17 protein-coding genes are annotated in these 23760 nt (G+C 71.6%); 7 read left to right on the top strand and 10 right to left on the bottom strand.

All coding sequences use genetic code 11. From position 1 onward, the window contains the following. Positions 1 to 16: 16 nt before the first annotated feature. From A6A06_RS33745 to A6A06_RS33760, 4 genes are read right to left on the bottom strand one after another with little or no spacing between them, the layout of a single operon-like run. The gene (locus tag A6A06_RS33745; RefSeq protein WP_073766734.1) at positions 17 to 1234 is read right to left on the bottom strand and encodes an MFS transporter; all 1218 of its coding nucleotides are present in this window, start codon (positions 1232 to 1234) and stop codon (positions 17 to 19) included. After that, positions 1234 to 1962 (bottom strand): SDR family oxidoreductase, encoded by a 729-nt coding sequence (locus A6A06_RS33750; RefSeq protein ID WP_073766736.1) that lies wholly within the window; start codon positions 1960 to 1962, stop codon positions 1234 to 1236. The genes A6A06_RS33745 and A6A06_RS33750 overlap by 1 nt, the downstream gene beginning before the upstream one ends. 20 nt (positions 1963 to 1982) lie before the next feature. Further along, positions 1983 to 3827 (bottom strand): arsenate reductase/protein-tyrosine-phosphatase family protein, encoded by a 1845-nt coding sequence (locus tag A6A06_RS33755; RefSeq protein ID WP_338015970.1) that lies wholly within the window; start codon positions 3825 to 3827, stop codon positions 1983 to 1985. Next, the gene (locus tag A6A06_RS33760) at positions 3713 to 4654 is read right to left on the bottom strand and encodes an alpha/beta fold hydrolase (RefSeq protein ID WP_073766740.1); all 942 of its coding nucleotides are present in this window, start codon (positions 4652 to 4654) and stop codon (positions 3713 to 3715) included. The genes A6A06_RS33755 and A6A06_RS33760 overlap by 115 nt, the downstream gene beginning before the upstream one ends. Positions 4655 to 4819: 165 nt before the next feature. On the opposite strand from A6A06_RS33760, the gene A6A06_RS33765 reads away from it, so the two are divergent. After that, a complete protein-coding gene (locus tag A6A06_RS33765) occupies positions 4820 to 5407 on the top strand; it encodes a TetR/AcrR family transcriptional regulator (RefSeq protein ID WP_073767188.1) in 588 nt (195 codons plus the stop codon). Between the two features lie 32 nt (positions 5408 to 5439). Here the strand turns inward: A6A06_RS33765 and A6A06_RS33770 are convergent, their stop codons facing one another. Genes A6A06_RS33770 through A6A06_RS33780 form a run of 3 tightly spaced genes read right to left on the bottom strand, consistent with a single transcriptional unit; the run spans position 5440 to position 8203 of the window. After that, the gene (locus A6A06_RS33770; protein WP_073766742.1) at positions 5440 to 5862 is read right to left on the bottom strand and encodes an ASCH domain-containing protein; all 423 of its coding nucleotides are present in this window, start codon (positions 5860 to 5862) and stop codon (positions 5440 to 5442) included. A 44-nt stretch (positions 5863 to 5906) separates the two neighbouring features. Continuing rightward, positions 5907 to 6305 (bottom strand): DoxX family protein, encoded by a 399-nt coding sequence (locus tag A6A06_RS33775; RefSeq protein ID WP_443333813.1) that lies wholly within the window; start codon positions 6303 to 6305, stop codon positions 5907 to 5909. A 41-nt stretch (positions 6306 to 6346) separates the two neighbouring features. Beyond that, complete coding sequence (locus tag A6A06_RS33780) at positions 6347 to 8203, bottom strand: ABC transporter ATP-binding protein (RefSeq protein ID WP_073766744.1); 1857 nt, start codon at positions 8201 to 8203, stop codon at positions 6347 to 6349. Positions 8204 to 8298: 95 nt separating this feature from the next. On the opposite strand from A6A06_RS33780, the gene A6A06_RS33785 reads away from it, so the two are divergent. After that, positions 8299 to 8790, top strand: a complete 492-nt coding sequence (locus A6A06_RS33785; RefSeq protein WP_073766746.1) for a MarR family winged helix-turn-helix transcriptional regulator — start codon at positions 8299 to 8301, stop codon at positions 8788 to 8790. A gap of 74 nt (positions 8791 to 8864) precedes the next feature. Further along, positions 8865 to 11822, top strand: a complete 2958-nt coding sequence (locus A6A06_RS33790) for an FAD-binding and (Fe-S)-binding domain-containing protein (RefSeq protein WP_073766748.1) — start codon at positions 8865 to 8867, stop codon at positions 11820 to 11822. 66 nt (positions 11823 to 11888) lie between these two features. Here A6A06_RS33790 and A6A06_RS33795 read toward each other — a convergent pair whose 3' ends face one another. After that, a complete protein-coding gene (locus A6A06_RS33795) occupies positions 11889 to 13247 on the bottom strand; it encodes an alpha-amylase (RefSeq protein WP_073766750.1) in 1359 nt (452 codons plus the stop codon). Between the two features lie 342 nt (positions 13248 to 13589). On the opposite strand from A6A06_RS33795, the gene A6A06_RS33800 reads away from it, so the two are divergent. Continuing rightward, positions 13590 to 15068 carry a Gfo/Idh/MocA family protein gene (locus tag A6A06_RS33800; protein ID WP_073766752.1) on the top strand — a complete coding sequence of 493 codons (1479 nt, stop codon included), beginning with the start codon at positions 13590 to 13592 and terminating at the stop codon, positions 15066 to 15068. Positions 15069 to 15126: 58 nt separating this feature from the next. On the opposite strand, the gene A6A06_RS33805 is transcribed toward A6A06_RS33800, so the two are convergent. Next, a complete protein-coding gene (locus tag A6A06_RS33805; RefSeq protein ID WP_073766754.1) occupies positions 15127 to 15861 on the bottom strand; it encodes a L,D-transpeptidase family protein in 735 nt (244 codons plus the stop codon). Positions 15862 to 16135: 274 nt separating this feature from the next. Between A6A06_RS33805 and A6A06_RS33810 the strand changes: the two genes are divergently transcribed. Then, a complete protein-coding gene (locus A6A06_RS33810; protein WP_073767192.1) occupies positions 16136 to 17971 on the top strand; it encodes an ABC transporter transmembrane domain-containing protein in 1836 nt (611 codons plus the stop codon). Further along, entirely contained in the window at positions 17968 to 19749 is a 1782-nt protein-coding gene (locus A6A06_RS33815; protein ID WP_073766756.1) for an ABC transporter ATP-binding protein, read from the top strand. The genes A6A06_RS33810 and A6A06_RS33815 overlap by 4 nt, the downstream gene beginning before the upstream one ends. A gap of 548 nt (positions 19750 to 20297) precedes the next feature. Here the strand turns inward: A6A06_RS33815 and A6A06_RS33820 are convergent. Beyond that, positions 20298 to 21089 (bottom strand): metal-dependent hydrolase, encoded by a 792-nt coding sequence (locus tag A6A06_RS33820; RefSeq protein WP_073766758.1) that lies wholly within the window; start codon positions 21087 to 21089, stop codon positions 20298 to 20300. 145 nt (positions 21090 to 21234) lie between these two features. Between A6A06_RS33820 and A6A06_RS33825 the strand changes: the two genes are divergently transcribed. Further along, a complete protein-coding gene (locus A6A06_RS33825) occupies positions 21235 to 23748 on the top strand; it encodes a DEAD/DEAH box helicase (protein WP_073766760.1) in 2514 nt (837 codons plus the stop codon). Positions 23749 to 23760 lie beyond the last annotated feature (12 nt).

Consider the following 23760-nt stretch of genomic DNA (forward strand, 5'->3'; position numbering starts at 1 on the left):
GCACACCGGCTCGTGATCAGCGGAGGTGTGCCCCGGCTCGCTCCGGAAGGGAGCGGACGGCCGTGGCCATGACGGCCAGGGCGGCCAGGGCGCACAGGCTGCCGACGGCGAACGCCGCACGTGGCCCCCACAGCTGGCTGACCGCTCCGGCGCCCAGCACGCCGAACGGATTCGTCCCCCAGGTGAAGAGGCGGTCCACGCTGACGCTCCGGCCACGGAGCCGGTCGGGGACCATGCTCTGGCGCAGGGAGACGGCTATCACCGTCCAGCAGGTGATCGCGTACACCGAGAGGCAGTACGCGCAGGCGATGACGTAGATGTTCCTCGTCGCGGCGATCCCGAGCCCCGACAGGGCGACGGCCACCGGGCCGCCGGTCAGGATCGCCCTGCGGCCGAGGGCCTCGGTGAGACGTGCCGCCGTCGTGCTGGCGGCCACGCCGCCCAGCGCGCCGACCGTCAGCAGCACCCCGTACAGGGCGGCCGGCAGGCGCAGTTCCTGCCGCACCAGGAGGATCAGCACGGCGAGCTGTCCCATGTAGACGGTGTTCACCAGCGTCGCCGCGGCAGTGAGCTTCAGCAGGACGCGATGCCGCAGCAGGTACCGGAGACACTCTCCGATCTCCCGCCGGACGTGTCCGGACCGCTGGGGCCGGGGCGGCGTCCGCCGTACCGTGCGGACCCGGCGCAGCAGCAGCGCCGAGCACAGGAAGGACACCGCGTCGAGCAGCAGCGGCACGCTTCTGCCCACCGCGAAGAGAAGCCCGCCGAGTGCCTGCCCGGCCAGGTCGCGGCCGATGGTCTGGGTGGCGTAGAGATGGCCGTTGGCCCGCTCCAGGCCGTTGCCGTCCACCAGTCCGGGCAGCAGGGCGTTGGCGGCGCAGTCGAAGAGCACCTCGCCGACGCCGAGGAGGAACGCCAGGGTCACCAGTGGCCAGAAGGTGAGGTGGCCGGCGAGGAGGAGCACGATCGCCCCGAGGAGCACCAGGCTGCGCAGCAGATCCGCGAAGACCATGACGCGCTGCCGGTCGAGGCGGTCCACGTAGACCCCGGCGGGCAGGGCCACCAGCAGCCAGGACGCCGTTCCGGCCGCGGTCAGGACGGTCACCTGGAACGGACTGTCCAGGAGGGCGACGGCCAGCAGCGGCAGGGCGGCGAAGCGGACTCCGTCGCCGAGTGCCGAGACGGCCGAGGACTGCAGCAGCGCGCGGTAGCCGACCGCGGCGGCTCTTCCCATCAAGGGGCCTGCCGTGCGGAGATGAGAGCGATCTCGACCAGGTGCACGTCGGGCGGCGCGGCGAGGACATGGCAGACCTGTGCGGCGACGTCGGCGGGATCGAGCCCCTGCTCCTGGTGCCAGCGGGCGGTCGTCTCCCGCACCTGCGGGTCGGTGATGTAGGCGCCGCGGTTGGTCAGCACCATGCCGGGCGAGAGCACGGTGACCCGGATGCCGCGGTCGTGCAGTTCGTCGCGGAGACCGTCGCTGATGGCGTGCACCGCGTGTTTCGTGCCCGCGTAGACGCCCGTCACCGCACCGGGCGTCCGCCGCCCGCTCATCGAACTGATGTTGATCAGCTGTCCGGACCCGCTCCGTGTCAGGAAGGGGATGGCGGCCTGGGACGCGGCGAGCAGCCCGAGGACGTTCAGTTCGACCATCTCCCGCCAGTCGGCGGGGCGGCCGTCGTGCACCGTGCCGAGCCGGAAGCTCCCGGCGTTGTTCACCAGGGCGTCGAGGCCGCCGAGCGCGTCGGCGGCGGCCTCGACCGCCCGCGGCACCGCGTCGGGGTCGCGGAGGTCCGCCGGGACGGGCCGGGCGCCGGTCTCCCGGGCGACCGCCCGGAGCCGCTCGCTGTCCCTGGCGAGGACGGCGACGTGCGCGCCCCGGTCCGTCAGGGCGCGGGCCGTCGCCTCGCCGATGCCGGCGGAACCGCCGGTGATGAGGACCTTGCGCGCACTGAGCGCCATGTTCGCCTCCGTACCGGCCGTCAGCGGACGCCGAGGCCCGCGAGAAGGTCGCGGGTCAGGCGCGTATGCGGGTGGTTCGGTCCCAGGACGCGGTCCCGGGCGCGCAGGACGTCCTGAACGATGGGCAGGGCGGCGTCCCGGTCGCCGCTCACCGCCGTCCACCGGCCCAGTTCGTGCTGGGTCAGCAGGGTCCGGGGGTGGTGCGCGCCCTGGACTTCCTTCCGTACGGGCCACAGGTCGTGCAGCATGGCCAGCGCCTTGTCGGGCGCTCCCGCCTCGCCGACCCATTTGGCGTGTTCGTGGCGGGTCGTCAGCATGCTGATGTGCCGGGGGCCCAGGACCCGTTCCCGGCGGGGCACCAGTTCCTCGAACTGCTCGGCGGCCTTTTCGGCCTCGCCGGTTTCGCCGGTGCGGCGCGCGATTTCGTGCCGGGCGGTGAGCGTGTCCGCGTGTTCCGGCCCCTGGTGCTCCGTACGCGTTTCCAGGATTTCCCGGAATCGGGCCAAAGCGGTGGCGGGATCGCCTCCCTCGCCGATCCAGTAGGCGAGGCGGTGTTCGGTCAGCAGGGTGTCGGGGTGCGTCGGACCGAGGGCTCGCGCACGCATCGGGAGGAGTTCCCTGCTCAATTCGACGGCCAGGTCGAAGTCGCCCGACTCGCCCGTCCAATAGGAGATGTTCTGACGGCAGTGCAAAGTGCCCGGGTGGTCGGGTCCGGCCAGTCGCTCCCAGTCCGGGAGGTAGGCTTGAAAGGCACTCAGCGCCGTGCGGAAATGTCCGCCCTCGGCCAGCCAATGCGCGTGAATGTCCCTCGTCGTGAGGGTTTCCAGGTGTTCCGGGCCGTAAACGCGCTCGAATACGGGCAGCAACTCGCCGAGGGCCGAGGCGGCGAGATCCGGGCTCTCCTGTTCGCCGAGGCGGTCGGCCTCGTCCCGTTGCGCCGGCAGATTCCGTACATCGCGGACCCGGGGCGCCGATGTCCGGTGTCCGGCCTCCCGCGGGGCGCCTTCCGGGACTCCCCCGTCTCCGGCCCGGGAGCGCACCCACTCGACCAGCCCCGGCATCGCGGCCTCGATCATCGAGAAGACCTCGGCGAAGTCCGCCTCCGTCCCGTAATAGGGGTCGGGCACCTGGTCCGCGCCGGACGCCGCGCCGCCGCACTCCGGCGAGAACGACCGCAGCAGCCGGATCCGTCGGGCCGGCTCCCCTGCTCCGCCGTCCCCCGCTTCGCCCCGCGCCGTTTCGAGCCGGGCCGTTTGGAGCCGCGCCGTTTCGAGCCGGGCTTCCAGTTCGGCGACGTGGCGGGAGTCCATGGCCACGAAGAGATCCGCGTCGAGGTCGCGTTCCCCCAGTTGAGCCGCCACGTGATGGACCGGGTATCCGCGTGCGGACAATACGCCGGCGGCCCGTTCGTCGATGCGCTTTCCGGTGTGCCAGGTCCCCACCCCGGCACTGGTGACGGAGACGCGGTGCGCCATTCCGGCCCTGCTTAATTCCTCCTGAAACATCAGTGCCGCCATGGGAGAGCGACAGATATTCCCCGTACAGATGAAGGAGATATGCATGATCGACACGATAGGCGACGGCGTCACGGGCGGACAAGGATCTTGCACGGGCGCATTTGCAGTGACGACGAAGTGTTCAATTGCGCACCTTTCCGGACAACCGAAGGTGCGGCATGCCCGTTGCGGCGCGATATCGACCGCGATGGGCCGATGGGACGGGCGGCGCGGCCGGGTGGGTTCGACGGGCGTCAGTCGCCGTCGGCGATGAAGTCCGCTATCGCGGCAGCGACGGCTTCGGGCTGCTCGTCGGGGATGAAGTGTCCGGCGTCGGGCACGACAATTCGGGTGGTGTTGTCGGCCCATGGGCTGATGGAGGCGGCCATGTCCGGAATGGAGCCGTGGCTGCTGGAGATTCCGAGGACCGGCACCGTCAGGTGCCGCGACGTGAGCGCCTCGCGGTTCTTGCGCGCCGACTCCGCGGCGTCTCGGTAGTACGCGAGGGAAGCGCGCAGGCCGCCGTCGGCGGCGACGGCCGCCACGTAGTGGTCGATCTCGGCGTCGTCGAACGTATCGGGAGACAGCGCCTTCACCTTCAGGAACCAGCCGACGTACTCGCGTTCGCGGCCGGCGAGCAGCGTCTCGGGCAGATCGGGCACGAGGTGGAACGCGAAATGCCAGGTATTCCACGCGCGATCCGGGTCGGTGGGAATCGCCTCCGGGAGAGTGATACCGGGAATTCCGGCGTCGAGCAGAGCGACCCCGCGCAGGTGGCTCTCGAAGTTGAGGGCGAGGGAGAAAGCGACCCAGGCGCCGACGTCGTGGGCGACCAGGGAGTAGGTCGACACTCCGAGAGCCTGCACGGCGGCATGGACGTGCGCGGCGACCGTGTGCGTGTCGTAGCCGCGCTCCGGACGCTCGGAGTGGCCCTGACCCGGCAGGTCGATCGCGATGACGCGGAACCGGCGGGCGAGGCCGGGCATCACCTTTCGCCAGGCCCACCAGGTTTGCGGGAATCCGGCGAGCAGGACGACGGCCGGGCCGCTCGGCCGTCCGCCTTCGACGGCATGAAGGCGGACGCCGTCCGCGTCGACCCAGCGGTGAGTGAATCCGGTCAGATCCTGCAGGGGCAGGTCGCGGACGGGGTTGCTTTCGCAGACATGAGGAGTGCTGGTTGTTGCCGGGCCGGTCACGGGGATTCTCCATCGGTGTCAGGTACGCGGTGTGCGGTGTGCGGTCGGAACGGTGTGGCTGGCCATGACCACGATCGCAGGCTACACATCTTGAACTGATTAGTTCAAGATAGAATGGTGCGCGACACGGTCCGCACCATCGACGCACCGGCAAGGAAGTACCGCGTGGCAGGCAAGAAGCAGTTCGACATGGACACGGCGCTCGACGCCGCGATGATCCAGTTCTGGCGCGACGGCTACGCCGACACCTCATTGGACGATTTGTCGCGGGCAACCGGCCTGAACCGCAGTTCCATCTACTCCTCCCTCGGCGGCAAGGACACGCTCTTCCTGCGCTGCCTGGATCTCTACGCCGCGCGCTATGGCGAGAAGTACGACGCCGCCCTGTCGTGTGCAGCCTCGGAACCCGTTGCCGCTGTCCGTGCGTTCTTCGACGTCACCCTCCAGCGCATCGCCGATCCCGGACTACCTGATGGATGCCTGATCGCCCAGTCGGCCATGGCGATCCCGGTGCTGAGTCCGAGCATCGCGGCGCACGCCAAGCAGGCACTCGGCTTCCAGCGCCTGCGCCTGCGCACCGCGCTGAAGGCCGGCCGGCTGACCGACCAGGACGCCGAGGCCTTCGCCGTACACACGGCGGCTGTGAACCAGTCGCTCGCCGTCATGAGCAGGGCCGGGGCGAGCCCCGCGCAGCTCCTGGCCATCGTGGGCGTGACCGTGGACGCGCTGGCGCGGGCAGCTCAAAGGCGCTGACCCCACGTCAGCAACGAAGTTCGACCGCCGCCCTAAAACCGCTCCACGACCCGGAAACGCTCGGCGACGACCTGCGTGTCGTCGTCGGTGTGGAACTCCGGGTCGCCGAGCGCCTCGCGCATCTGCGGGCCGTGCCAGAAGCTCTCGTGGTCGGACCGCCAGGCGGCCACGGTCCGGTGGCCCTCGCCTTCGTCCACGGCGTGCGGCAGGTCCACATCGGCCAGCCGCAGCACCCGTACTTCCGTCACTTCGATGACGGCGACGGTTCGGCCGCCGGAGTCGGGTACCCGGTAGCGGTCGCCGATGCGCGGCAGCGGGTCGCCCTCGTGCTCGTAGTCCGCCAGCAGGCCCGTCGTGGTGGTCTTGGCGCCACTGAGGACGGCGGCGACGAGCCGGTCCCGCAGCGGGCCCGGGTAGGCGAACTCGCAGGGCGGCAGGTCCTCGTGGGCAGGCATACGGCTCACCCTATGGGGGTGGTGGCGCGGCGTGCCCGCGCATTTCAGGGGCGGTCGTCCCGCCCGGCGGCGCGGGCCGTGTGCAGGGCCCAGGCGACCATGGGCAGTTGGAGCGGCAGGCGGCCGTAGGCGACGGCCCTGAGGGGCGCCGGGCGGTGTCGCCAGTCGCGGGCCATCTTGATGTTGGCGGGGAAGACGGCGGCGAACAGGCCGGCGGCGGCCAGCGCGCCGGCCCGGCGGGTGCGCGGCAGGGCGACCGCGGCGGCCACGGCGAGTTCCGCGGCGCCGCTGACGTACGTCCAGGTGCGCGGGGAGCCGGGCAGCGCGCGGGGCACGATCGCGTCGAACGGCTTGGGGGCGAGGAAGTGGAGCGCCCCCATGCCGCCGAGCATCCGGGCCATCGTCAGGGCGGAACGGTCGGCGGTGCGGTCGGCGGCTGCCACGGGGCGCTCCCAGGGTCGGTCCGGTGCGGTCGGGGCCGACCTTACCCGTGGGTCAGGTCGGCGGACAGGGGCTGATCACCGTTGGGGACGAGGTGTGCGTCACGCTTCACCAGGGCCGCGTAGCGGCCGCCTGCGGCGAGGAGTTCGCCGTGGGTGCCGCGTTCGGCGATCCGGCCCCCGTCGAGGACGACGATCTGGTCGGCGTCGCGGACGGTGGACAGGCGGTGCGCGATGGTGATGGTGGTACGGCCCTTGGAGAGCGCGTCGATGGCCTGCTGCACCGCGTGTTCCGTACGGGTGTCCAGCGCGCTGGTGGCCTCGTCGAGGACGAGGACGGGCGGGTCGCGCAGGATCGTCCGGGCGATGGCCAGGCGCTGCTTCTCGCCGCCGGAGAAGCGGTGGCCGCGTTCGCCCACGAGGGTGTCGTAGCCGTCCGGGAGGCCGGCGATGTGGTCGTGGATCTGGGCCGCGCGGGCGGCGCGTTCGATGTCGTCGTCGGTGGCGTCCGGCTTGGCGAAGCGGAGGTTGTCGGCGACGGAGGCGTGGAAGAGGTACGTCTCCTGGGAGACCACGCCGACGGCGCGGGCCAGGGAGTCGAAGTCCAGGTCGCGGACGTCGGTGCCGTCCAGGGTGACCCGGCCCGCCGTCACGTCGTACAGCCGCGGCACCAGGTAGCTCAGGGTGCTCTTGCCGCTGCCGGTCGGCCCGACGACGGCCAGGCTGCTGCCGGCCGGGACGCTCAGGTCGATGTCGCGCAGGGTCGCCGGGGCGGGCGCTGCGCCGGGTTCGCGCTCCGGGTTGTCGTACGTGAACGTCACGTGCTCGAAGCGGACCTCGCCTCGCGGCTCGGCCAGGCGTACCGGGTGTGCCGGTTCGGTGATGGCCACCGGCAGGTCGAGGTATTCGAAGATGCGCTGGAAGAGTGCGACGGAGGTCTGCATCTGCACGCCGGTGGACAGCAGCGAGACGGTGGGGCGCAGCAGGCCCTGCTGGAGGGTGACGAAGGCGACGAGGGTGCCGATGGAGAAGACCGGGCCGCCGAGCTGGAGGACGAGTCCGGCCGACCAGTAGATGACGGCGGGCATGGCGGCCATGACGATGCCGATGGTGGCCATCCGCCAGCGCCCGGCCATGTTGGCGCGGACCTCCAGGCCGACCAGCCGCTCGGACTCGGTGGCGAAGTTGCGGGTGAGGGAGTCGGCGCGGCCCATCGTGCGGCCGAGCAGGATGCCGCTGACCGACAGCGACTCGGTGACCATCGCGGACATCGCGGCCATCTGCTTCTGCCGGGCGGTGGTGATCCGCTTTCGTTCGTTGCCGACCCGGCGGCTGATCCAGACGAAGAGCGGGAGCAGCAGCAGGGAGACCAGGGTCAGCCGCCAGTCGAGGGCGAGCATGGCGACGACGGTGGCGACGACGGAGGTGAGGTTGGAGACCAGGGAGGTCGCGGTGGAGGTGACGGTGGCCTGCATGCCGCCGATGTCGTTGGCGATGCGGGACTGCACCTCGCCGGTGCGGGTGCGGGTGAAGAACGCCAGCGGCATCCGCTGGAGCTTGGCGTAGACGGCGGTGCGCAGGTCGTGCATGACGCGCTGGCCGACGGTGGTCGAGATCAGGGTCTGCAGGACGCCGAAGACGCTGGTCAGCACGGCGGTGACGATCATGCCGGCGGCGAGCAGGGTCAGCAGTCCGGTGCGCCCCTGGGGGATCGCCACGTCCAGCACGGCGCGGAGCAGGAAGGGGGAGGCGACCGAGACCAGGGAGGAGGCGGCCACCAGCAGGCCCACCGTGGCCAGCCGGCCGCGGTAGGGGCGGAAGAGGGCGAGGATGCGCCGCACCTGGGCCGGCTGGGCCGGGTCCCTGGGCGGCGGGGTCCACTCGGGTTCGTCGGGGCGCATGGGCTCCTTCGGAGGGGTACGGGAGGTGGGACCCGCCGAGCATAACCAATTGTTACCTATACTCACAATGAGCGTGGTCCTGATACCCTCCGGCCATGCCCTCCCCCGACCCGGCCGCCACCGACCCGGCCACCACCTCCCCCGCCACCACCGACCCCGACCTGGCGGAGCAGCTGGTGCGCCTGACCCGCCGGATGCACCGCGCGCAGCAGCGGCACCTGGAGACGCTCGACATCGCGCTGACCCCGGCGCAGACCCGGCTGCTGCGCATCGTGGACCACTACCGCGAAGGGACACCGCCCCGCATGGCCGACCTGGCCGCACGCCTGGAGGTCGTACCGCGGGCCGTGACGACGCTGGTCGACGCGCTGGAGGCGAAGGACGCGGTGCGCCGGGTGCCCGACCCCGCCAACCGCCGCGTCATACGGATCGAGCTGACCGACACCGGCCGTTCGACGCTGCGCGCGTTGCGCGGCGCGCGCCGGGACGCGGCACGCGAAATCCTGGCACCACTGACCGCCGAACAGCGGGACGTGCTCGGCGGCCTGCTGTCCACCCTGGTGGACGGGGCGGCGGGACGCTGCTGAAACACTGGAAACGGGTGGCCGCACCGGGCGCCGGAGCGGCGGAGCGGGCCCGCGCAGACCGGAGGAGAGTCGTCATGCCCCTGCTGGAACCGAAGCCCGGGACCCTGCGGCCGGCCACCACGGAAGGCCCGTACCACGACCGGGTGACCGACCGACGGGCGTCCGGCACCCCGGAGCGGCTGCGCGACGACCTGACGGCGCTGCTCGGCCCGGACAAGGTGCTGCACACCATCTCCGACCTGGTCCGGTACGCCTCCGACGCGAGCCCGTACCGCTTCGTCCCGCAGGTCGTCGTGCTCGCCGAGGACGTCGACGACATCTCCACGGTCTTCTCCTACGCCCACGGCAAGGGCCGCGACGTCGTCTTCCGGGCCGCCGGCACCTCGCTCAACGGGCAGGCGCAGGGCGAGGACATCCTCGTGGACGTGCGCCGGCACTGGGCGGGCGTCGAGGTGCTGGACGACGGCGCCCGCGCCCGTATCCGGCCCGGCACCACGGTCGTACGGGCCAACGCCGCGCTCGCCCGGTACGGCAGGCTGCTCGGTCCGGACCCGGCCAGCGCCATCGCCTGCACGCTCGGTGGCGTGGTCGCCAACAACGCCTCCGGCATGACGGCGGGCACCACCCGCAACTCCTACCGGACGCTGGCCTCGGTCACGCTCGTGCTGCCCTCCGGAACGATCGTGGACACCGGTGACCCGGCGGCGGACGGGGAACTGGCGCACGCCGAACCCGCGCTGTGCCAGGGACTGATGGCGCTGAAGGCGGAGATCGAGGCGGACCGGGAGCTGGTGGCCCGCATCCGCGCCAAGTACGAGATCAAGAACACCAACGGCTACCGGCTGGACGCCTTCCTGGACGGCGGCACGCCCGTCGAGATCCTGCGCGGACTGGCGGTCGGCTCCGAGGGCACCCTCGGCTTCATCGCGGAGACCGTCTTCGAGACGCTGCCCCTGAACCGGTACACCTCCACCGCCCTGCTGTTCTTCCCGACGCTGAGCGCCGCCGCGGCCGCCGTCCCGCAGTTCAACGAGGCGGGGGCCATCGCCGTCGAGCTGATGGACGGCAACACGCTGCGCGCGTCGGTGCGCGTGTCCGGGGTGCCCGCCGACTGGGCGGAGCTGCCGAAGACGACCGCCGCGCTGCTGGTCGAGTTCCGCGCACCCGACGAGGCGGCGCAGGAGACGCAGGAGGAGGCCGCGCGGCAGGTGCTGGCGGGGCTGGAGCTGGTCGCCCCGGTCGCGTCCGTGACCAACGCGTTCACCCGCGACGCCGGAGTCATCGCCGGGTACTGGAAGGCCCGCAAGGCGTTCGTCACCGCGGTCGGCGGTTCCCGCCCGTCCGGTACGACGCTGATCACCGAGGACTTCGCCGTACCGCCGTCCCGGCTCGCCGAGGCCTGTGTGACGCTGCTGGAACTCCAGGACCGGCACGGCTTCGACGCGGCGGTGGCGGGCCACGCCGCGCACGGCAACCTGCACTTCCTGCTCGCCTTCGACGCCGCCCGGCCCGCGGACGTGGAGCGCTACGCCGCCTTCATGGACGAGTTCTGCACGCTGACCGTCGAACGCTTCGACGGCTCGCTGAAGGCCGAGCACGCCACCGGCCGCAACATCGCCCCGTTCCTCGAACGCGAATGGGGCTCGCGCGCCACGGAGCTGATGTGGCGCATCAAGCAGACCGTCGACCCGCACGGCATCCTGGCCCCGCGCGTCCTGCTCGACCGCGACCCGAAGGCGCACCTGCGCGGCCTGAAGACCATTCCGCAGGTCGAAGCCGTCGCCGACCCGTGCATCGAATGCGGCTTCTGCGAACCGACCTGCCCCAGCCAGGACCTGACCACGACACCGCGCCAGCGCATCGTGCTGCGCCGCGAGATGATGCGCCAGACCCCGGCCTCGCCGGTCACCGGCGCCCTGCTGGACGCGTACGGGTACGACGCGGTGGACACCTGCGCGGGCGACTCGACCTGCAAGCTGGCCTGCCCGGTCGGCATCGACACCGGCGCGATGATGAAGGAGTTCCGGCACCGGCGCCACTCCCCCCGGGAGGAACGCGCGGCGGCGCTGACCGCCCGGCACTTCAAGGCGGTCGAGCGGTCGGCGCGGCTGGCGGTGGCCGCCGCCGCGAAGATCGGCGACCGGATCGGCGAGGGCCGCGCCGACCGGCTGCTGCAGTCCCTGACCGGCGCGGCACGCAAGGCCGTACGGCCCGATCTCGTACCGGAATGGCTGCCGCAGATCCCCGGCGCGGCGGCCCGGAAACTGCCCGCGACCCGGCGCGTGGGGGCCGCCGCCGTCTACTACCCGGCCTGCGTGAACCGCATCTTCGGCGAGCCGGACGGCTTCGGCGGCCCGTCGCTGCCCGAGGCGGTCGTGGCGGTGTCCGGGCGCGCGGGCAGGCCGGTGTGGATCCCCTCCGACGTGGCGGGCACCTGCTGCGCCACCATCTGGCACTCCAAGGGCTACGACGAGGGCAACGCGGTGATGGCCAACCGCATCGTCGAGGCCGCCTGGGGCTGGACGGCGGGCGGGCGGCTGCCGCTGGTCGTGGACGCCTCGTCGTGCACGCTGGGCATCGCCCACGAGGTCGTGCCGTACCTCACCCCGGACAACCGGGAGCTGCACGCCGAGCTGACCGTCGTGGACTCGGTGGTCTGGGCGGCCGAGGAACTGCTGCCGCACCTGGAGGTGTTGCGGACGGTCGGTTCGGCCGTCCTGCACCCCACGTGTTCCATGCGGCACCTGGGTGACGAGGCGCAGCTGCGCGCGGTCGCCGAGGCGTGCGCGACGGAGGTGGTCATCCCGGACGACGCGGGCTGCTGCGCCTTCGCGGGCGACCGCGGCTTGCTGCACAAGGAGCTGACGGAGGCGGCGACCGCCAAGGAGGCGGCGGAGGTGACGTCCCGGCACTTCGACGCGCATCTGTCGGCGAACCGGATGTGCGAGGTCGGGATGGACCACGCGACCGGCGGCCGGGGGTACCACTCGGCGCTCCTCGCTCTGGAGCGGGCGACGCGGCCGAAGGCTTGAGGGGCCGGAGGCCATGCGGCGGGGCCCGCCCGACACTCCGGGCGGGCCCCGCCGCCGTCCGGCGTCTCAGCCGCGGACGTGCAGTGCCACCGCGCTCTTCGCCGGGACCGTGATCCGTGCCGTCCCGTCGTCCCCGACGGTGACCGTGTGCCCGTCGCACGCGTCGGGCGCGGCCCGGGTCACGTCGCAGTACGTGCCCGCCGGCAGGGATGTCGCGAACGTACGGTCCAGCGCCGTGTCGCCGTTGTTGAGGGCGACGAAGCCCTTGCCCTCACGCGCGAAGGCGAGGGCGCCGCCTCCGTCGTCCCACCAGTCGCTGAGCGGGGCGGAGCCGACCGCGTTGCGGAAGCCGACCATGCCGGTGATCTCCCGCTTGGTGTGCGTGTCGGTCCAGCCGTCGGTTCCGGCGGGCGGGCCCGCGTCCTTGTCGGTCCACGCGTAGCCGGAGTGGACGTTCGGTGAGCCGTACGGCGAGGCGAGCATGAAGACGTTGGCGAGGAGGTAGGACGCGCCGTCCTTGTAGGTGAGTGTCGAGCCGTTGCGCTCGGTGTCCCAGTTGTCGACGAACGTACGGGCCCGGTCGCCGCTCAGCTTGCCGTCGGCCACGGACTTCAGCGAGGCGAGGTTCCCGCTCTGGAAGGCGGCCTTGAGGTGCGTCCCGTAGCGGAACTCGTCGACGTCGCCGGTGCCGGTGTACTCCTCCGGCCGCACCGCCTCTCCCTCGCCGTACACGACCTCCTGGACCCAGAACCCGGGGTCCTTCATCTTGCTCTTGACGGCCGCCAGGTCGTCGGCGGCCAGGTGCTTGGCGGCGTCCACGCGGAAGCCGTCCACGCCCAGTGACCGCAGGTCGTCCAGGTATCCGGCGACCGCGTTCCGTACGTGGTCGCTGCCGGTGTCCAGGTCGGCCAGGCCGACGAGTTCGCAGGTCTGGACGTTGCCCCGGTCGTGGTAGTCGGAGATGCCCTTGCGGCAGGGGTGGAAGTCCCGGTCACCATAGAGGCCGGGGTAGCCGTACTTGGTGTACGCGGTGCCGCCGGTACCCGTGCCGGATCCGGCGGCCATGTGGTTGACCACGGCGTCGGCGATCACCTTCACTCCGGCCGCGTGGCATGCGTCCACCATCTTCTTGAAGGCCGTACGGTCACCGAGCCGCCCGGCGATCCGGTAGCTGACGGGCTGGTACGAGGTCCACCACTGTCCGCCCTGTATGTGTTCGGTGGCGGGTGACACCTCGACGTAGCCGTATCCGGCCGGGCCGAGCCGGTCGGTGCAGGCCTCGGCGACCTGGGAGAACGGCCGCTCGAAGAGGGTGGCTGTAACGGTTTTCACGCCCGGCGGGGCGGCCTGCGCCGTCCAGGGGGCGCACGCGGCGAGGCCGGCGGCGGCCAGCACGCCGCCGATGACACGGGTACGACGCTGCATTCTGCGGCTCCTTCGACAGGCGGACACGACCGGCCGGTGTGCGGTGGTGGGGCACCGCGGGCCGTCTCCGCGCGGGCAGCCGCGAACGGGCTGCCGTGGGGGGGGAACGTCCGACGGAGCCTGCCGTTCCGCCGGTTGGCCCGTCAAGAGTTTCCGCAAGAATTTCCAGGCATTTGCGCAAGACGGTGGTCCCGCCGCCCCCGGGCCGTACCCGGCAGGCCCCGCACCTGCGCACAAAAGATCAGTCGCAGCGGCCCTCTTGTGCTTCGAGCCACACAACCGACAAGGTCCTCAGCGAGGTTCACGCTTCCGCCACGCACCATCCGCTCCTATGGAGGACCGATGAACGAGGCACCATCGCAGAACCACGGGCCGCACGAGAACGACGGCCACGAGGAGGGGCCCGGACGGGAGGGAACCCGGCCCAGCAGGCGCTCCGTTCTGTGGACCGCCGGAGCGGCGGGGGCCGGACTCGGGATCGGCGGGCTGGGCGCGGGCAGCGCCGCCGCGGCCGACGCCGGACCGGGAGCGGCGGCTGCCGCCGCCGGGGAGGCGGCAGCGGCCCCGAAGGGCCGTCACAAGACCATGATCGGCGTACCGTTCGAAAGACGGCGCACGGTACGCATCGGCATCATCGGCCTGGGCAACCGCGGCATGGGCATGCTGCCCCTCTACCTCGCCATCCCGGGCGTCCGGGTGGTGGCGGTCTGCGACCCGGTCAAGGACAAGGCGGCGAAGGCGGTCCAGCTGGTCACCGCGGCCGGACAGCCCGCACCGGCCGTCTACACCAAGGGCGACCACGACTTCGAGAACCTGTGCGAGCGCGGCGACCTCGACTTCGTGTACATCGCCACCCCGTGGGACTGGCACTTCGAGATGGCCAAGGCCACGCTGCTGGGCGGCAAGCACGCCGGCGTCGAATGCCCGGTCTCCATGCGGATGGACCAGCTCTGGGAACTGGTCGACCTGTCCGAACGCACCCGTCGCCACTGTATGCAGGTGGAGAACTGCTGCTACGGCCGCAACGAGATGCGCGTCCTGCGGATGGCGCACGCGGGCCGCTTCGGCCAGCTGCTGCACGCGGCGGGCGCGTACAACCACGACCTGCGCCAGCTGATGTTCGATCCGACGTACTACGAGGGCCCGTGGCGGCGGCTGTGGCACACCCGGCTGCGCGGCGACCTCTACCCGACCCACGGGTTCGGCCCGATAGCCAACTACATGGACATCAACCGCGGCGACCGGGTGGTACGGATCTCCAGCTTCGGCACGCCCGCGCTGGGACTCGCCGAGTACCGCGAGGAGCACATGCCGCCGGGCGACCCGAGCTGGAAGGAGTCGTACATCGAGAGCGACCGCACCTTCAGCCTCGTCCAGACCGCCAAGGGCAGGGTGCTGCGGCTGGAGCACGACGTGTCCACACCGCACCCGTACAGCCGCATCAACAGCCTCGGCGGCACCAAGGGCGTCTTCGAGGACTACCCCGAGCGGATCTACATCGAACCCGACCAGAGCAACGACGAGTGGGGGGACTTCAGCAAGTACGCGGAGTGGGACCACTGGCTGTGGAAGGAGCACTCCAACCCGCCCGGCGGCCACGGCGGCATGGACTACATCATGCTGTTCCGGCTCATGCAGTGCTTCCAGCTGGGACTCGTACCGGACTTTGACGTCTACGACGCGGCGACCTGGAGCGCGCCGGTGCCGCTGAGCCACGCCTCGATCAAGGCCAAGGGCGAGCCCCAGGACATCCCGGACTTCACCCGTGGGCTGTGGCGCAAGCCGCGGCAGGGTGTGGACTCCCCGAAGCCGACGGAGTGACGCGGACGGGGCCGGACGGGCCTGACGCCCCGTCCGGCCCCGGCACCGTGCGGGCCGTTCAGTCCGTGAGGTGCGCGGTGTCCCCCATGACCACGACGGGGTGCTGTCGCGGGTCGAGGGTGCGCAGCAACGAGACCATCCCCGCCTTCGAGATGCTCACACAGCCGGACGTGCCGTTGCCGTGGTCCAGGTGGAGCCAGATACCGCCGCCCTTCTTCTGGCCCTGCGGCCGGGTCGGGTCCAGGGGCGTGGTGCCCTTGACGCGGTTGTAGTCGACGGCGATGACGTGGTCGAAGTCGTGCCAGGTCCGCTTCCCCCAGTACGTCGGCGGGGTGAAGGCCGACGAGTGGGTGTACGGCAGCTTCGCGCCCGGGTCGGGCAGCACACCGCCCGCGTCGGAGAGGCTGAAGACGCCGACCGGGCTGCGCATGTCGTCCTCGTGATGGTCGGTGGTCCAGCCCTTCCTCCCGTTGTGCGCGGGCCAGGCCACGGTCCGCTCCCACCCCTTGGCCGTCTTCGTGTACAGGGCCAGCGTGGCGTCCGCCGAGTCGGCGCCCTTGCCGTACACGGCCACGACCTGCCGCGTGTCCCCGGGAATGCGCGAGCGCAGCTTCGCGCCCACGCCCGGGATGTTCTCCGTGTATCTGGAAGCCTCCGCGGTACGGCCGCCGCTGCCCTTGCCGTTGTCCTTCGCCGATCCGCCGCTCGCGCCGCAGCCCGCCAGCAGGATCAGTCCCGCCGTGGCCGCCGCCGCCCTTCGCACCATGCAGCACGCAGTTCGCATGGCTCCCATGGTCGCACCCGTACAGCTCGTACGGACGGTACGGCACCGGCCCATTGTGTGCGCCCCGCGCGGAAAACCGGTTGAAGCGGGCCACCCTGACGCGCCAGTCTTCCATGGCTCCCCCGAAGCCGTGCCCTTATCTCCTGCCCGCGCGCTCGTACGGCGCCCGGCACCGTCCCACCACGGCTCGGTCCGGTCACCGGACCCACCGGCCACCGGACATCCGGCCTGCCGGCCGCCCTCGGCCCCGAACCGTCGCCATCCGACCCGACCTTTGGACATCATGCACATTCGCGATCTACCCCATGCCGACCCAGGGGTCCCGGACGTCCGCTCCGGTGGCCGCTTGCTCCTGTGGCTCTACCGGCAGCAGCTGGGCGGGCAGACCAAAGCACTGTGCTGGGGGCTGGTGCACACCGGTGGCGTGGCGTCCTTCCCCGTCCCGGTCGGGCTCGCGGTGCAGGCCGTCGTGGACCGTTCCGGCTCCCGGCTGCTGCTCGCGGGCGGGTTGTTGCTGCTGCTCGGCGTGCTGGTCGCGGTCGGCGACGTGATGCTGCACCGCGCCGCGATCACCAACTGGATCACGTCGGTGGCGCGCCTCCAGCAGTTGCTGGCGCGCAAGACCACGGAGTTGGGGTCCGCCATGACCCGACGGGTGGCCGCCGGTGAGGTCGTCGCCGTGAGCACCGGCGACCTGGAGAAGATCGGCTGGTTCGTCGAGGCGATCTCCCGGTTCGGGGCCGCGGCGCTGACCTCCGTCGGCGTCTGTGTGGCCCTGGTGGTCTACCAGCCCGCGCTGGGCGTGGTGGTCGCCGTCGGCGTGCCCGTACTGGCCCTGGCCGTACTGCCGCTGCTGCCGCCCGCGACCCGCCGCGCCGACGAACAGCGCGAGAAGGCGGGCCGGGCGACCGAACTGGCCTCCGACACCGTCGCGGGGCTGCGCGTCCTGCGCGGCATCGGCGGCGAGGAGCTCTTCCTCGGCCGGTACCGGCGCGCGTCCCAGGACGTCCGCCGCGCCGCCGTGCGCAGCGCCCGGATGTGGTCCATGATCTCGGCTTTCCAGGTCGTCCTGCCGGGGCTGCTGCTGATCGCGGTGGTCTGGTTCGGGACCGGGCTCGCGCTCGACGGCCGGATCGGGGTCGGCGAACTGGTCACCGTCTACAGCGCGGTGACGTTTCTGCTGTACCCCTTGAGGCACTTCGAGGAAATCGCCATGGCCTATTCCTTCTCCAAGCCGTCGGCCAAACGCGCCGCCCGCGTGCTGGCGCTGAGCCGTCCCGCCGACGGGCGGATCGCCGGTCCCGGAACGCTCCGCGGCGATCTGTACGACCCGGTCAGCGGACTGTGCGCACCGAGCGGGCAGCTGACCGCCGTGGTGTGCGGCGACCCCGACGCGGCCGGGCGGCTCGCCGACCGGCTCGGCGGCCACCCCGCCGACGCGCCGGAAGGCACCCCGTCGGTCCTGCTGGGCGGCACCGCGCTGGACGACGTCCCGCGCGAAGCGGCCCGTACCGCCGTACTCGTCCAGGACAAGGACCCCATCCTGCTCTCCGGGACGCTCGGCGAACTCCTGGACATCCCGTCGTCCGGATCGGTACGGGCCGGGGACGCGCTGACGGCGGCGCAGTGCGGCGACGTGCTGACCGCGCTGGCGCAGGGGTCGGCCGACGACTCCGGCGACCCGATGCACACCCACATCACCGAGCGCGGCCGGTCCCTGTCGGGCGGGCAGCGGCAGCGCCTGGCGCTGGCCAGGTCGCTGGTCACGGACCCCGAGGTGCTGGTCCTGGACGAGCCGACCAGCGCCGTCGACTCGCACACCGAGGCCCGGATCGCGGACGGGCTGCGCGCCCTGCGCGCGGGCCGCACGACCGTGGTGCTGACCTCCAGTCCGCTGCTCCTGGACCGCGCCGAACAGGTGGTCTTCCTCGGCGCGGAGGGAGTCGCGGGCATCGGTACCCACCGCGAACTCCTGCGCACCGACGTCGCCTATCGCGCCGTGGTCACCCGCGAAACCGAAGAGGAACCCGAACCGGCGGCCGCGTCCGTGGCCGGCCCGTCCGTGGCCGGGCTGCGTCTCGCCCGTACCGGCACCGACCAGATCGAGGAGAGCGCATGATCGGCCTGGCGCCACCGGAGCACGATCCGGACGCCCCGCGGACGGCCACGACCCTGCCGGTCGGCTCGCCCGCGACCGTACGCGCCTACGTGGGCGGGCTGGTCCGCCGGCACCGGCGGGCCTTCGTCCTGCTGGTGACCGTGAACGCCGTCGCGGTGATCGCCTCCATGGCCGGGCCGTTCCTGCTCGGCGGTGTGGTGGAGGACCTGGGCAACGGGGTCCGCGACCTGCACCTGGAGCGCACGATCGGGCTGTTCGTCCTCGCCCTGGCGATCCAGACGGTGTTCGTACGGATGGTGCGGCTGCGCGGCGCGATGCTCGGCGAGCAGATGCTGGCGGACCTGCGCGAGGACTTCCTCGTACGGTCCGTGGCCCTGCCGCCGGGTGTGCTGGAACGGGCCGGGACCGGCGACCTGCTGTCCCGCATCACGACGGACATCGACCGGCTGTCCAACGCCATGCGCGAGGCCGTACCGCAGCTGTCGATCGGCGTGGTCTGGATCGCGCTGCTGCTCGGCGGCATGACCGTCACCGCTCCCCCGCTGGCCCTGTCCGTCCTCGTCGGCCTGCCCGTACTGATCATCGGCTGCCGCTGGTACTTCAAACGGGCGCCGCACGCCTACCGCTCCGAGGCCGCCGGGTACGCCGCGGTCTCGGCGGCGCTGACCGAGTCGGTGGACGCGGGCCGGACCATCGAGGCGCACCGGCTCGGCGAACGCCGCATCGGGCTGTCGGAACGCCGGATCCGCGAATGGACTCAGTGGGAACGCTTCACGCTCTACCTCCGCTCGGTGCTCTTCCCGGTCGTCAACGTGACGCACGTACTGATCCTGGGCGCGGTACTGCTGCTCGGCGGCCTGTTCGTGCTGCGCGGCTGGATCACGCCCGGCCAGCTGACGACGGGGGCCCTGCTCGCGCAGATGATGAGCGAGCCCGTGTCGATGATTCTCAGGTGGTACGACGAACTCCAGGTGGCCCAGGTCTCCATCGCGCGGCTGGTGGGCGTACGGGAGATCGAACCGGACGCCGCCGACGAGCGGGCGGAGCCTGCGGGACGGGACGTACGGGCGGACGACGTGCGGTTCGGCTACAGCGCCGGGGTCGACGTGCTGCACGAGGTCACACTGCGGGTACGCCCGGGGACGCGGATGGCGCTGGTCGGACCGTCCGGAGCGGGCAAGTCGACACTCGGCCGGCTGCTCGCCGGGATCTACGCCCCGCGCACCGGCGAGGTCACGCTCGGCGGCACCGAGCTGTCCCGGATGCCGGCGGAACGGGTGCGCGAGCATGTGGCGCTGGTCAACCAGGAGCACCACGTCTTCGTGGGCTCGCTGCGCGACAACCTGCTGCTGGCCCGTACGGACGCCGGGGACGCCGAACTGTGGACCGCGCTCGGCGCGGTGGACGCGGACGACTGGGCGAGGGCCCTGGAGGCGGGCCTGGACACCGAGGTCGGCTCGGGCGGCCACACCCTCACCCCGGCGCAGGCCCAGCAGATCGCGCTGGCCCGCCTCGTGCTGGCCGACCCGCACACGCTCGTCCTCGACGAGGCGACCTCGCTGCTGGACCCCCGCGCGGCCCGGCACCTGGAACGCTCGCTGGGCCGGGTGCTGGACGGCCGTACGGTCGTGGCGATTGCGCACCGGCTGCACACCGCGCACGACGCGGACGTGATCGCCGTGGTCGAGGCGGGCCGCATCAGCGAGCTCGGCAGCCACCACGAACTGGTCGCCGCGGACGGCGCGTACGCGGCGCTGTGGCGGTCGTGGCACGGATAGGGGGCTCGGGCCTCCGGGGCCGGGCTCCGGGGCTCGGCTCCGAGGCTCGGATCCGGGGCCGGGCTCCAGGGCCTGGCTCCGGGGGACGGCTCCGGACGGCGAGGCCGGTGGGAGCCGGGGCGCCGGTGACGCTGCGGGCCGGGTCGACGGTGATCTCGCCGGGGCATTCGGCACCTCTCCCGGCTGCACGGGAGAGGTGCCGAATGCCCCGGTGAAGACCGGCACGGGAGCAGTGCCGAATGCCTCAGTGCAGACCGGCACGGGAGCGGTGACGAATGTCCCGGTGAAGACCGGTGTCGGAGGGAGTCGGCTTCACCTCGAAGACGACCGCGCCGTCCGTGTCGGCCCCGCCCTCGGCCAGGTCGGGGAGACCGCACCCCGGGGCACGGGCAACGCCACGCAGGTGTGGTCCCGGCCCGTGACCCGGGCCGGGGCCACCGCCCGCAGGGCGTGGCGGTCCCTGCCCCAGCCGACCGGTGGGCAGGACGTCGGGGATCTTCGAGGCTCCCGGGAACCCGTTACCGCCCGCACTGCCCGTCGGGGGTGGCTCAGAGGTAGCCCAGGGCCCCCAGGCCCCCGATACCGCCCAGCAGCATGAACACGGGCATCAGCACCTTCAGCTCCACCCAGCTCCCGGCACGGAACCGCATGGGCTTCGGCGGGCCGATCGGGTACCAGCGCTTGCGGCCGATCGGTATGGGCCACAGGATCGGGCAGCCCGAGACGGTCAGCGCGTCGCCGATGTCGTGGACCAGAGCGCCCAGCACGATCGGCAGGCCCAGCCACAGGTATTCCTGCCCGGGGTCGGTGAACAGCCAGCCCGCCCCGTTGCCCGGCTGGTCCAGGACCCCGGCGAGGATCCAGGCCGTCGCGGCGCCCAGCAGCCACACCAGGACGTCGCTGGAGACCCGGGCAGCCCGCCACAGCAGTCCTTCGATCGCCAGCACCATGTGGACGAAGAGGATGCCGAGCACCGCCCAGCGGCCGCCCGTGACCGCCAGGAGCGACATTCCGCCGCCGACCAGGACCGCCCACACCCACGTATGAGTGAGGGTGCGGTGTCCGCCGTTCCGGTTCGAGTCGCCGCGCATCTTCGTGGCCTTGTAGACGGCGTGCGAGATGTTGTCGACAACGCCGCACACCGCCCGCGAGAGCGGCCCGAAGGCGCGCGATATCGTGGCCGACTTGTGGTCCAGGTCGGGGGCGAGCGCCGCGCCCGCGCAGATCAGCGCGCCGACGACGAGTACCGGCCAGGGCATCGGATATCCCGCGGCCGCCGTCGCCGCACCCACCCCCAGCCAGGCCGCGGCGCCGGACAGCGAGTGCGCCGGTCCCATCATGGTCGTTCCCCATCCCGGATCGATCTGGACACAGAGCTCGGGTCCCGGTTTCTGACGCCGGGCCGGCGACACAGCGTAGCGTCAGATGATCTAGGTCTGACCCGCCGGTTGTCCGATCCGGACCACGGGAAGGCAGTATGGGGGCGTGACCCTCATCGATCATCTCCCGAACGACGCCGACCCCGATGCCCTCTTCGAAGCCTTTTCGAGCTGGGCCGAACAGCAGGGCATCGCGCTCTACCCTGCCCAGGAGGAGGCGCTGATCGAGGTGGTCTCGGGGGCGAACGTCATCCTGTCCACCCCCACCGGCTCCGGCAAGAGCCTGGTCGCGGCCGGCGCGCACTTCACCGCGCTCGCCAACGACCAGGTCACCTTCTACACCGCGCCGATCAAGGCGCTGGTGTCGGAGAAGTTCTTCGACCTGTGCAAGCTCTTCGGCACCGAGAATGTCGGGATGCTCACCGGCGACGCCTCCGTCAACGCCGACGCGCCGGTCATCTGCTGCACGGCCGAGGTGCTCGCCTCCATAGCGCTGCGGGACGGCAAGGACGCCGACATCGGTCAGGTCGTCATGGACGAGTTCCATTTCTATGCCGAGCCGGACCGCGGCTGGGCCTGGCAGATCCCGCTGCTGGAACTGCCGCAGGCGCAGTTCGTGCTGATGTCGGCGACGCTCGGCGACATGTCGCGCTTCGAGGAGGACCTGACCCGGCGCACCGGCAAACCGACCTCGGTCGTCCGGTCCGCGACCCGGCCCGTTCCGCTGTCGTACGAGTACCGGGCGACCCCGATGACGGAGACGCTGACCGAGCTGCTGGAGACGCACCAGGCCCCGGTCTACATCGTGCACTTCACCCAGGCCGCGGCCGTGGAGCGGGCGCAGGCGCTGATGAGCATCAACATGTGCACCCGGGCGGAGAAGGACGAGATCGCCGCGCTGATCGGCAACTTCCGCTTCACGACCAAGTTCGGACGCAATCTGTCCCGTTACGTCCGGCACGGCATCGGCGTTCACCACGCCGGCATGCTGCCCAAGTACCGCCGGCTGGTCGAGAAGCTCGCCCAGGCGGGCCTGCTGAAGGTCATCTGCGGTACGGACACGCTCGGCGTCGGCGTCAACGTCCCCATCCGTACCGTGCTGTTCACCGCACTGACCAAGTACGACGGGACGCGCGTACGGACGCTGCGGGCGCGGGAGTTCCACCAGATCGCGGGCCGCGCCGGGCGGGCCGGTTTCGACACCGCCGGCTTCGTCGTCGCGCAGGCACCCGAGCACGTCGTGGAGAACGAGAAGGCACTCGCCAAGGCGGGCGACGACCCCAAGAAGCGCCGCAAGGTCGTACGCAAGAAGGCGCCGGAGGGCTTCGTCAACTGGGGCCAGAACACGTTCGAGAAGCTGATCTCCGCCGAGCCGGAGCAGCTGACCTCGCGCTTCCGGGTCACCCACGCCATGCTGCTGTCCGTGATCGCGCGGCCCGGCAACGCCTTCGACGCGATGCGCAAGCTGCTGGAGGACAACCACGAGCCGCGCCGCAACCAGCTGCGGCACATCCGCCGCGCCATCGCCATCTACCGCTCCCTGCTGGACGGCGGGATCGTCGAGCGCCTCGACGAGCCGGACGCGGAGGGGCGCATCGTCCGCCTGACCGTCGACCTGCAGCAGGACTTCGCGCTCAACCAGCCGCTGTCCACCTTCGCGCTGGCGGCGTTCGACCTGCTCGACCCGGAGTCGCCGTCCTACGCACTGGACATGGTCTCGGTGGTGGAGTCCACCCTCGACGACCCGCGGCAGATCCTCGCGGCCCAGCAGAACAAGGCCAAGGGCGAGGCGGTGGCCCAGATGAAGGCCGACGGCGTCGAGTACGAGGACCGCATGGAGCGCCTCATGGACGTCGAGTACCCCAAGCCGCTGGACGAGCTGCTCTCGCACGCGTACAACCTCTACCGCAAGAGCCATCCGTGGGTCGGCGACCACCCGCTGTCGCCGAAGTCGGTCATCCGCGACATGTACGAGCGCGCGATGACCTTCACCGAGTTCACGTCGTTCTACGAGCTCGCGCGCACCGAGGGCATCGTCCTGCGCTACCTCGCGAGCGCGTACAAGGCGCTCGACCACACCGTGCCGGACGACCTGAAGTCCGAGGACTTCGAGGACATCATCGCCTGGCTGGGCGAGATGGTCCGCCAGGTGGACTCCAGCCTGCTGGACGAGTGGGAGCAGCTGGCCAATCCCGCGGAGGAGACCGCCGAACAGGCCGCCGAGCGGGCGGACCAGGTCAAGCCGGTCACCGCGAACGCGCGGGCGTTCCGGGTGCTGGTACGCAACGCCCTGTTCCGGCGGGTCGAGCTGGCGGCGCTGGACAAGGTCGAGGAGCTCGGCGAGATGGATGCCGAGTCCGGCTGGGACGCGGACGCCTGGGGCGAGGCGATGGACGCGTACTGGGACGAGTACGACGAGCTGGGCACCGGTCCGGATGCGCGCGGGCCCAAGCTGTTGCAGATTCAGGAGGAACCCGAGCACGGGCTGTGGAAGGTACGGCAGACTTTCGCCGACCCCAACGGCGATCACGACTGGGGCATCTCCGCGGAGGTCGACCTGACGGCCTCCGACGAGGAGGGGCGCGCGGTCGTGCGCGTCACCGCCGTGGGCCAGCTGTGACCGGGTGGTGCG

The sequence above is a fragment of the Streptomyces sp. CB02923 genome (genome assembly GCF_001905005.1).
Lineage (GTDB): Bacteria > Actinomycetota > Actinomycetes > Streptomycetales > Streptomycetaceae > Streptomyces.

What these genes read in the sequence shown, in the direction of transcription:
- A6A06_RS33745 (WP_073766734.1), bottom strand. Translation starts at nt 1,234, where the DNA reads ATGGGAAGAGCCGCCGCGGTCGGCTACCGCGCGCTGCTGCAGTCCTCG.
- A6A06_RS33750 (WP_073766736.1), bottom strand. Translation starts at nt 1,962, where the DNA reads ATGGCGCTCAGTGCGCGCAAGGTCCTCATCACCGGCGGTTCCGCCGGC.
- A6A06_RS33755 (WP_338015970.1), bottom strand. Translation starts at nt 3,827, where the DNA reads ATGGGCCGACAACACCACCCGAATTGTCGTGCCCGACGCCGGACACTT.
- A6A06_RS33770 (WP_073766742.1), bottom strand. Translation starts at nt 5,862, where the DNA reads ATGCCTGCCCACGAGGACCTGCCGCCCTGCGAGTTCGCCTACCCGGGC.
- A6A06_RS33780 (WP_073766744.1), bottom strand. Translation starts at nt 8,203, where the DNA reads ATGCGCCCCGACGAACCCGAGTGGACCCCGCCGCCCAGGGACCCGGCC.
- A6A06_RS33785 (WP_073766746.1), top strand. Translation starts at nt 8,299, where the DNA reads ATGCCCTCCCCCGACCCGGCCGCCACCGACCCGGCCACCACCTCCCCC.
- A6A06_RS33790 (WP_073766748.1), top strand. Translation starts at nt 8,865, where the DNA reads ATGCCCCTGCTGGAACCGAAGCCCGGGACCCTGCGGCCGGCCACCACG.
- A6A06_RS33795 (WP_073766750.1), bottom strand. Translation starts at nt 13,247, where the DNA reads ATGCAGCGTCGTACCCGTGTCATCGGCGGCGTGCTGGCCGCCGCCGGC.
- A6A06_RS33800 (WP_073766752.1), top strand. Translation starts at nt 13,590, where the DNA reads ATGAACGAGGCACCATCGCAGAACCACGGGCCGCACGAGAACGACGGC.
- A6A06_RS33805 (WP_073766754.1), bottom strand. Translation starts at nt 15,861, where the DNA reads ATGGGAGCCATGCGAACTGCGTGCTGCATGGTGCGAAGGGCGGCGGCG.
- A6A06_RS33810 (WP_073767192.1), top strand. Translation starts at nt 16,136, where the DNA reads ATGCACATTCGCGATCTACCCCATGCCGACCCAGGGGTCCCGGACGTC.
- A6A06_RS33815 (WP_073766756.1), top strand. Translation starts at nt 17,968, where the DNA reads ATGATCGGCCTGGCGCCACCGGAGCACGATCCGGACGCCCCGCGGACG.
- A6A06_RS33820 (WP_073766758.1), bottom strand. Translation starts at nt 21,089, where the DNA reads ATGATGGGACCGGCGCACTCGCTGTCCGGCGCCGCGGCCTGGCTGGGG.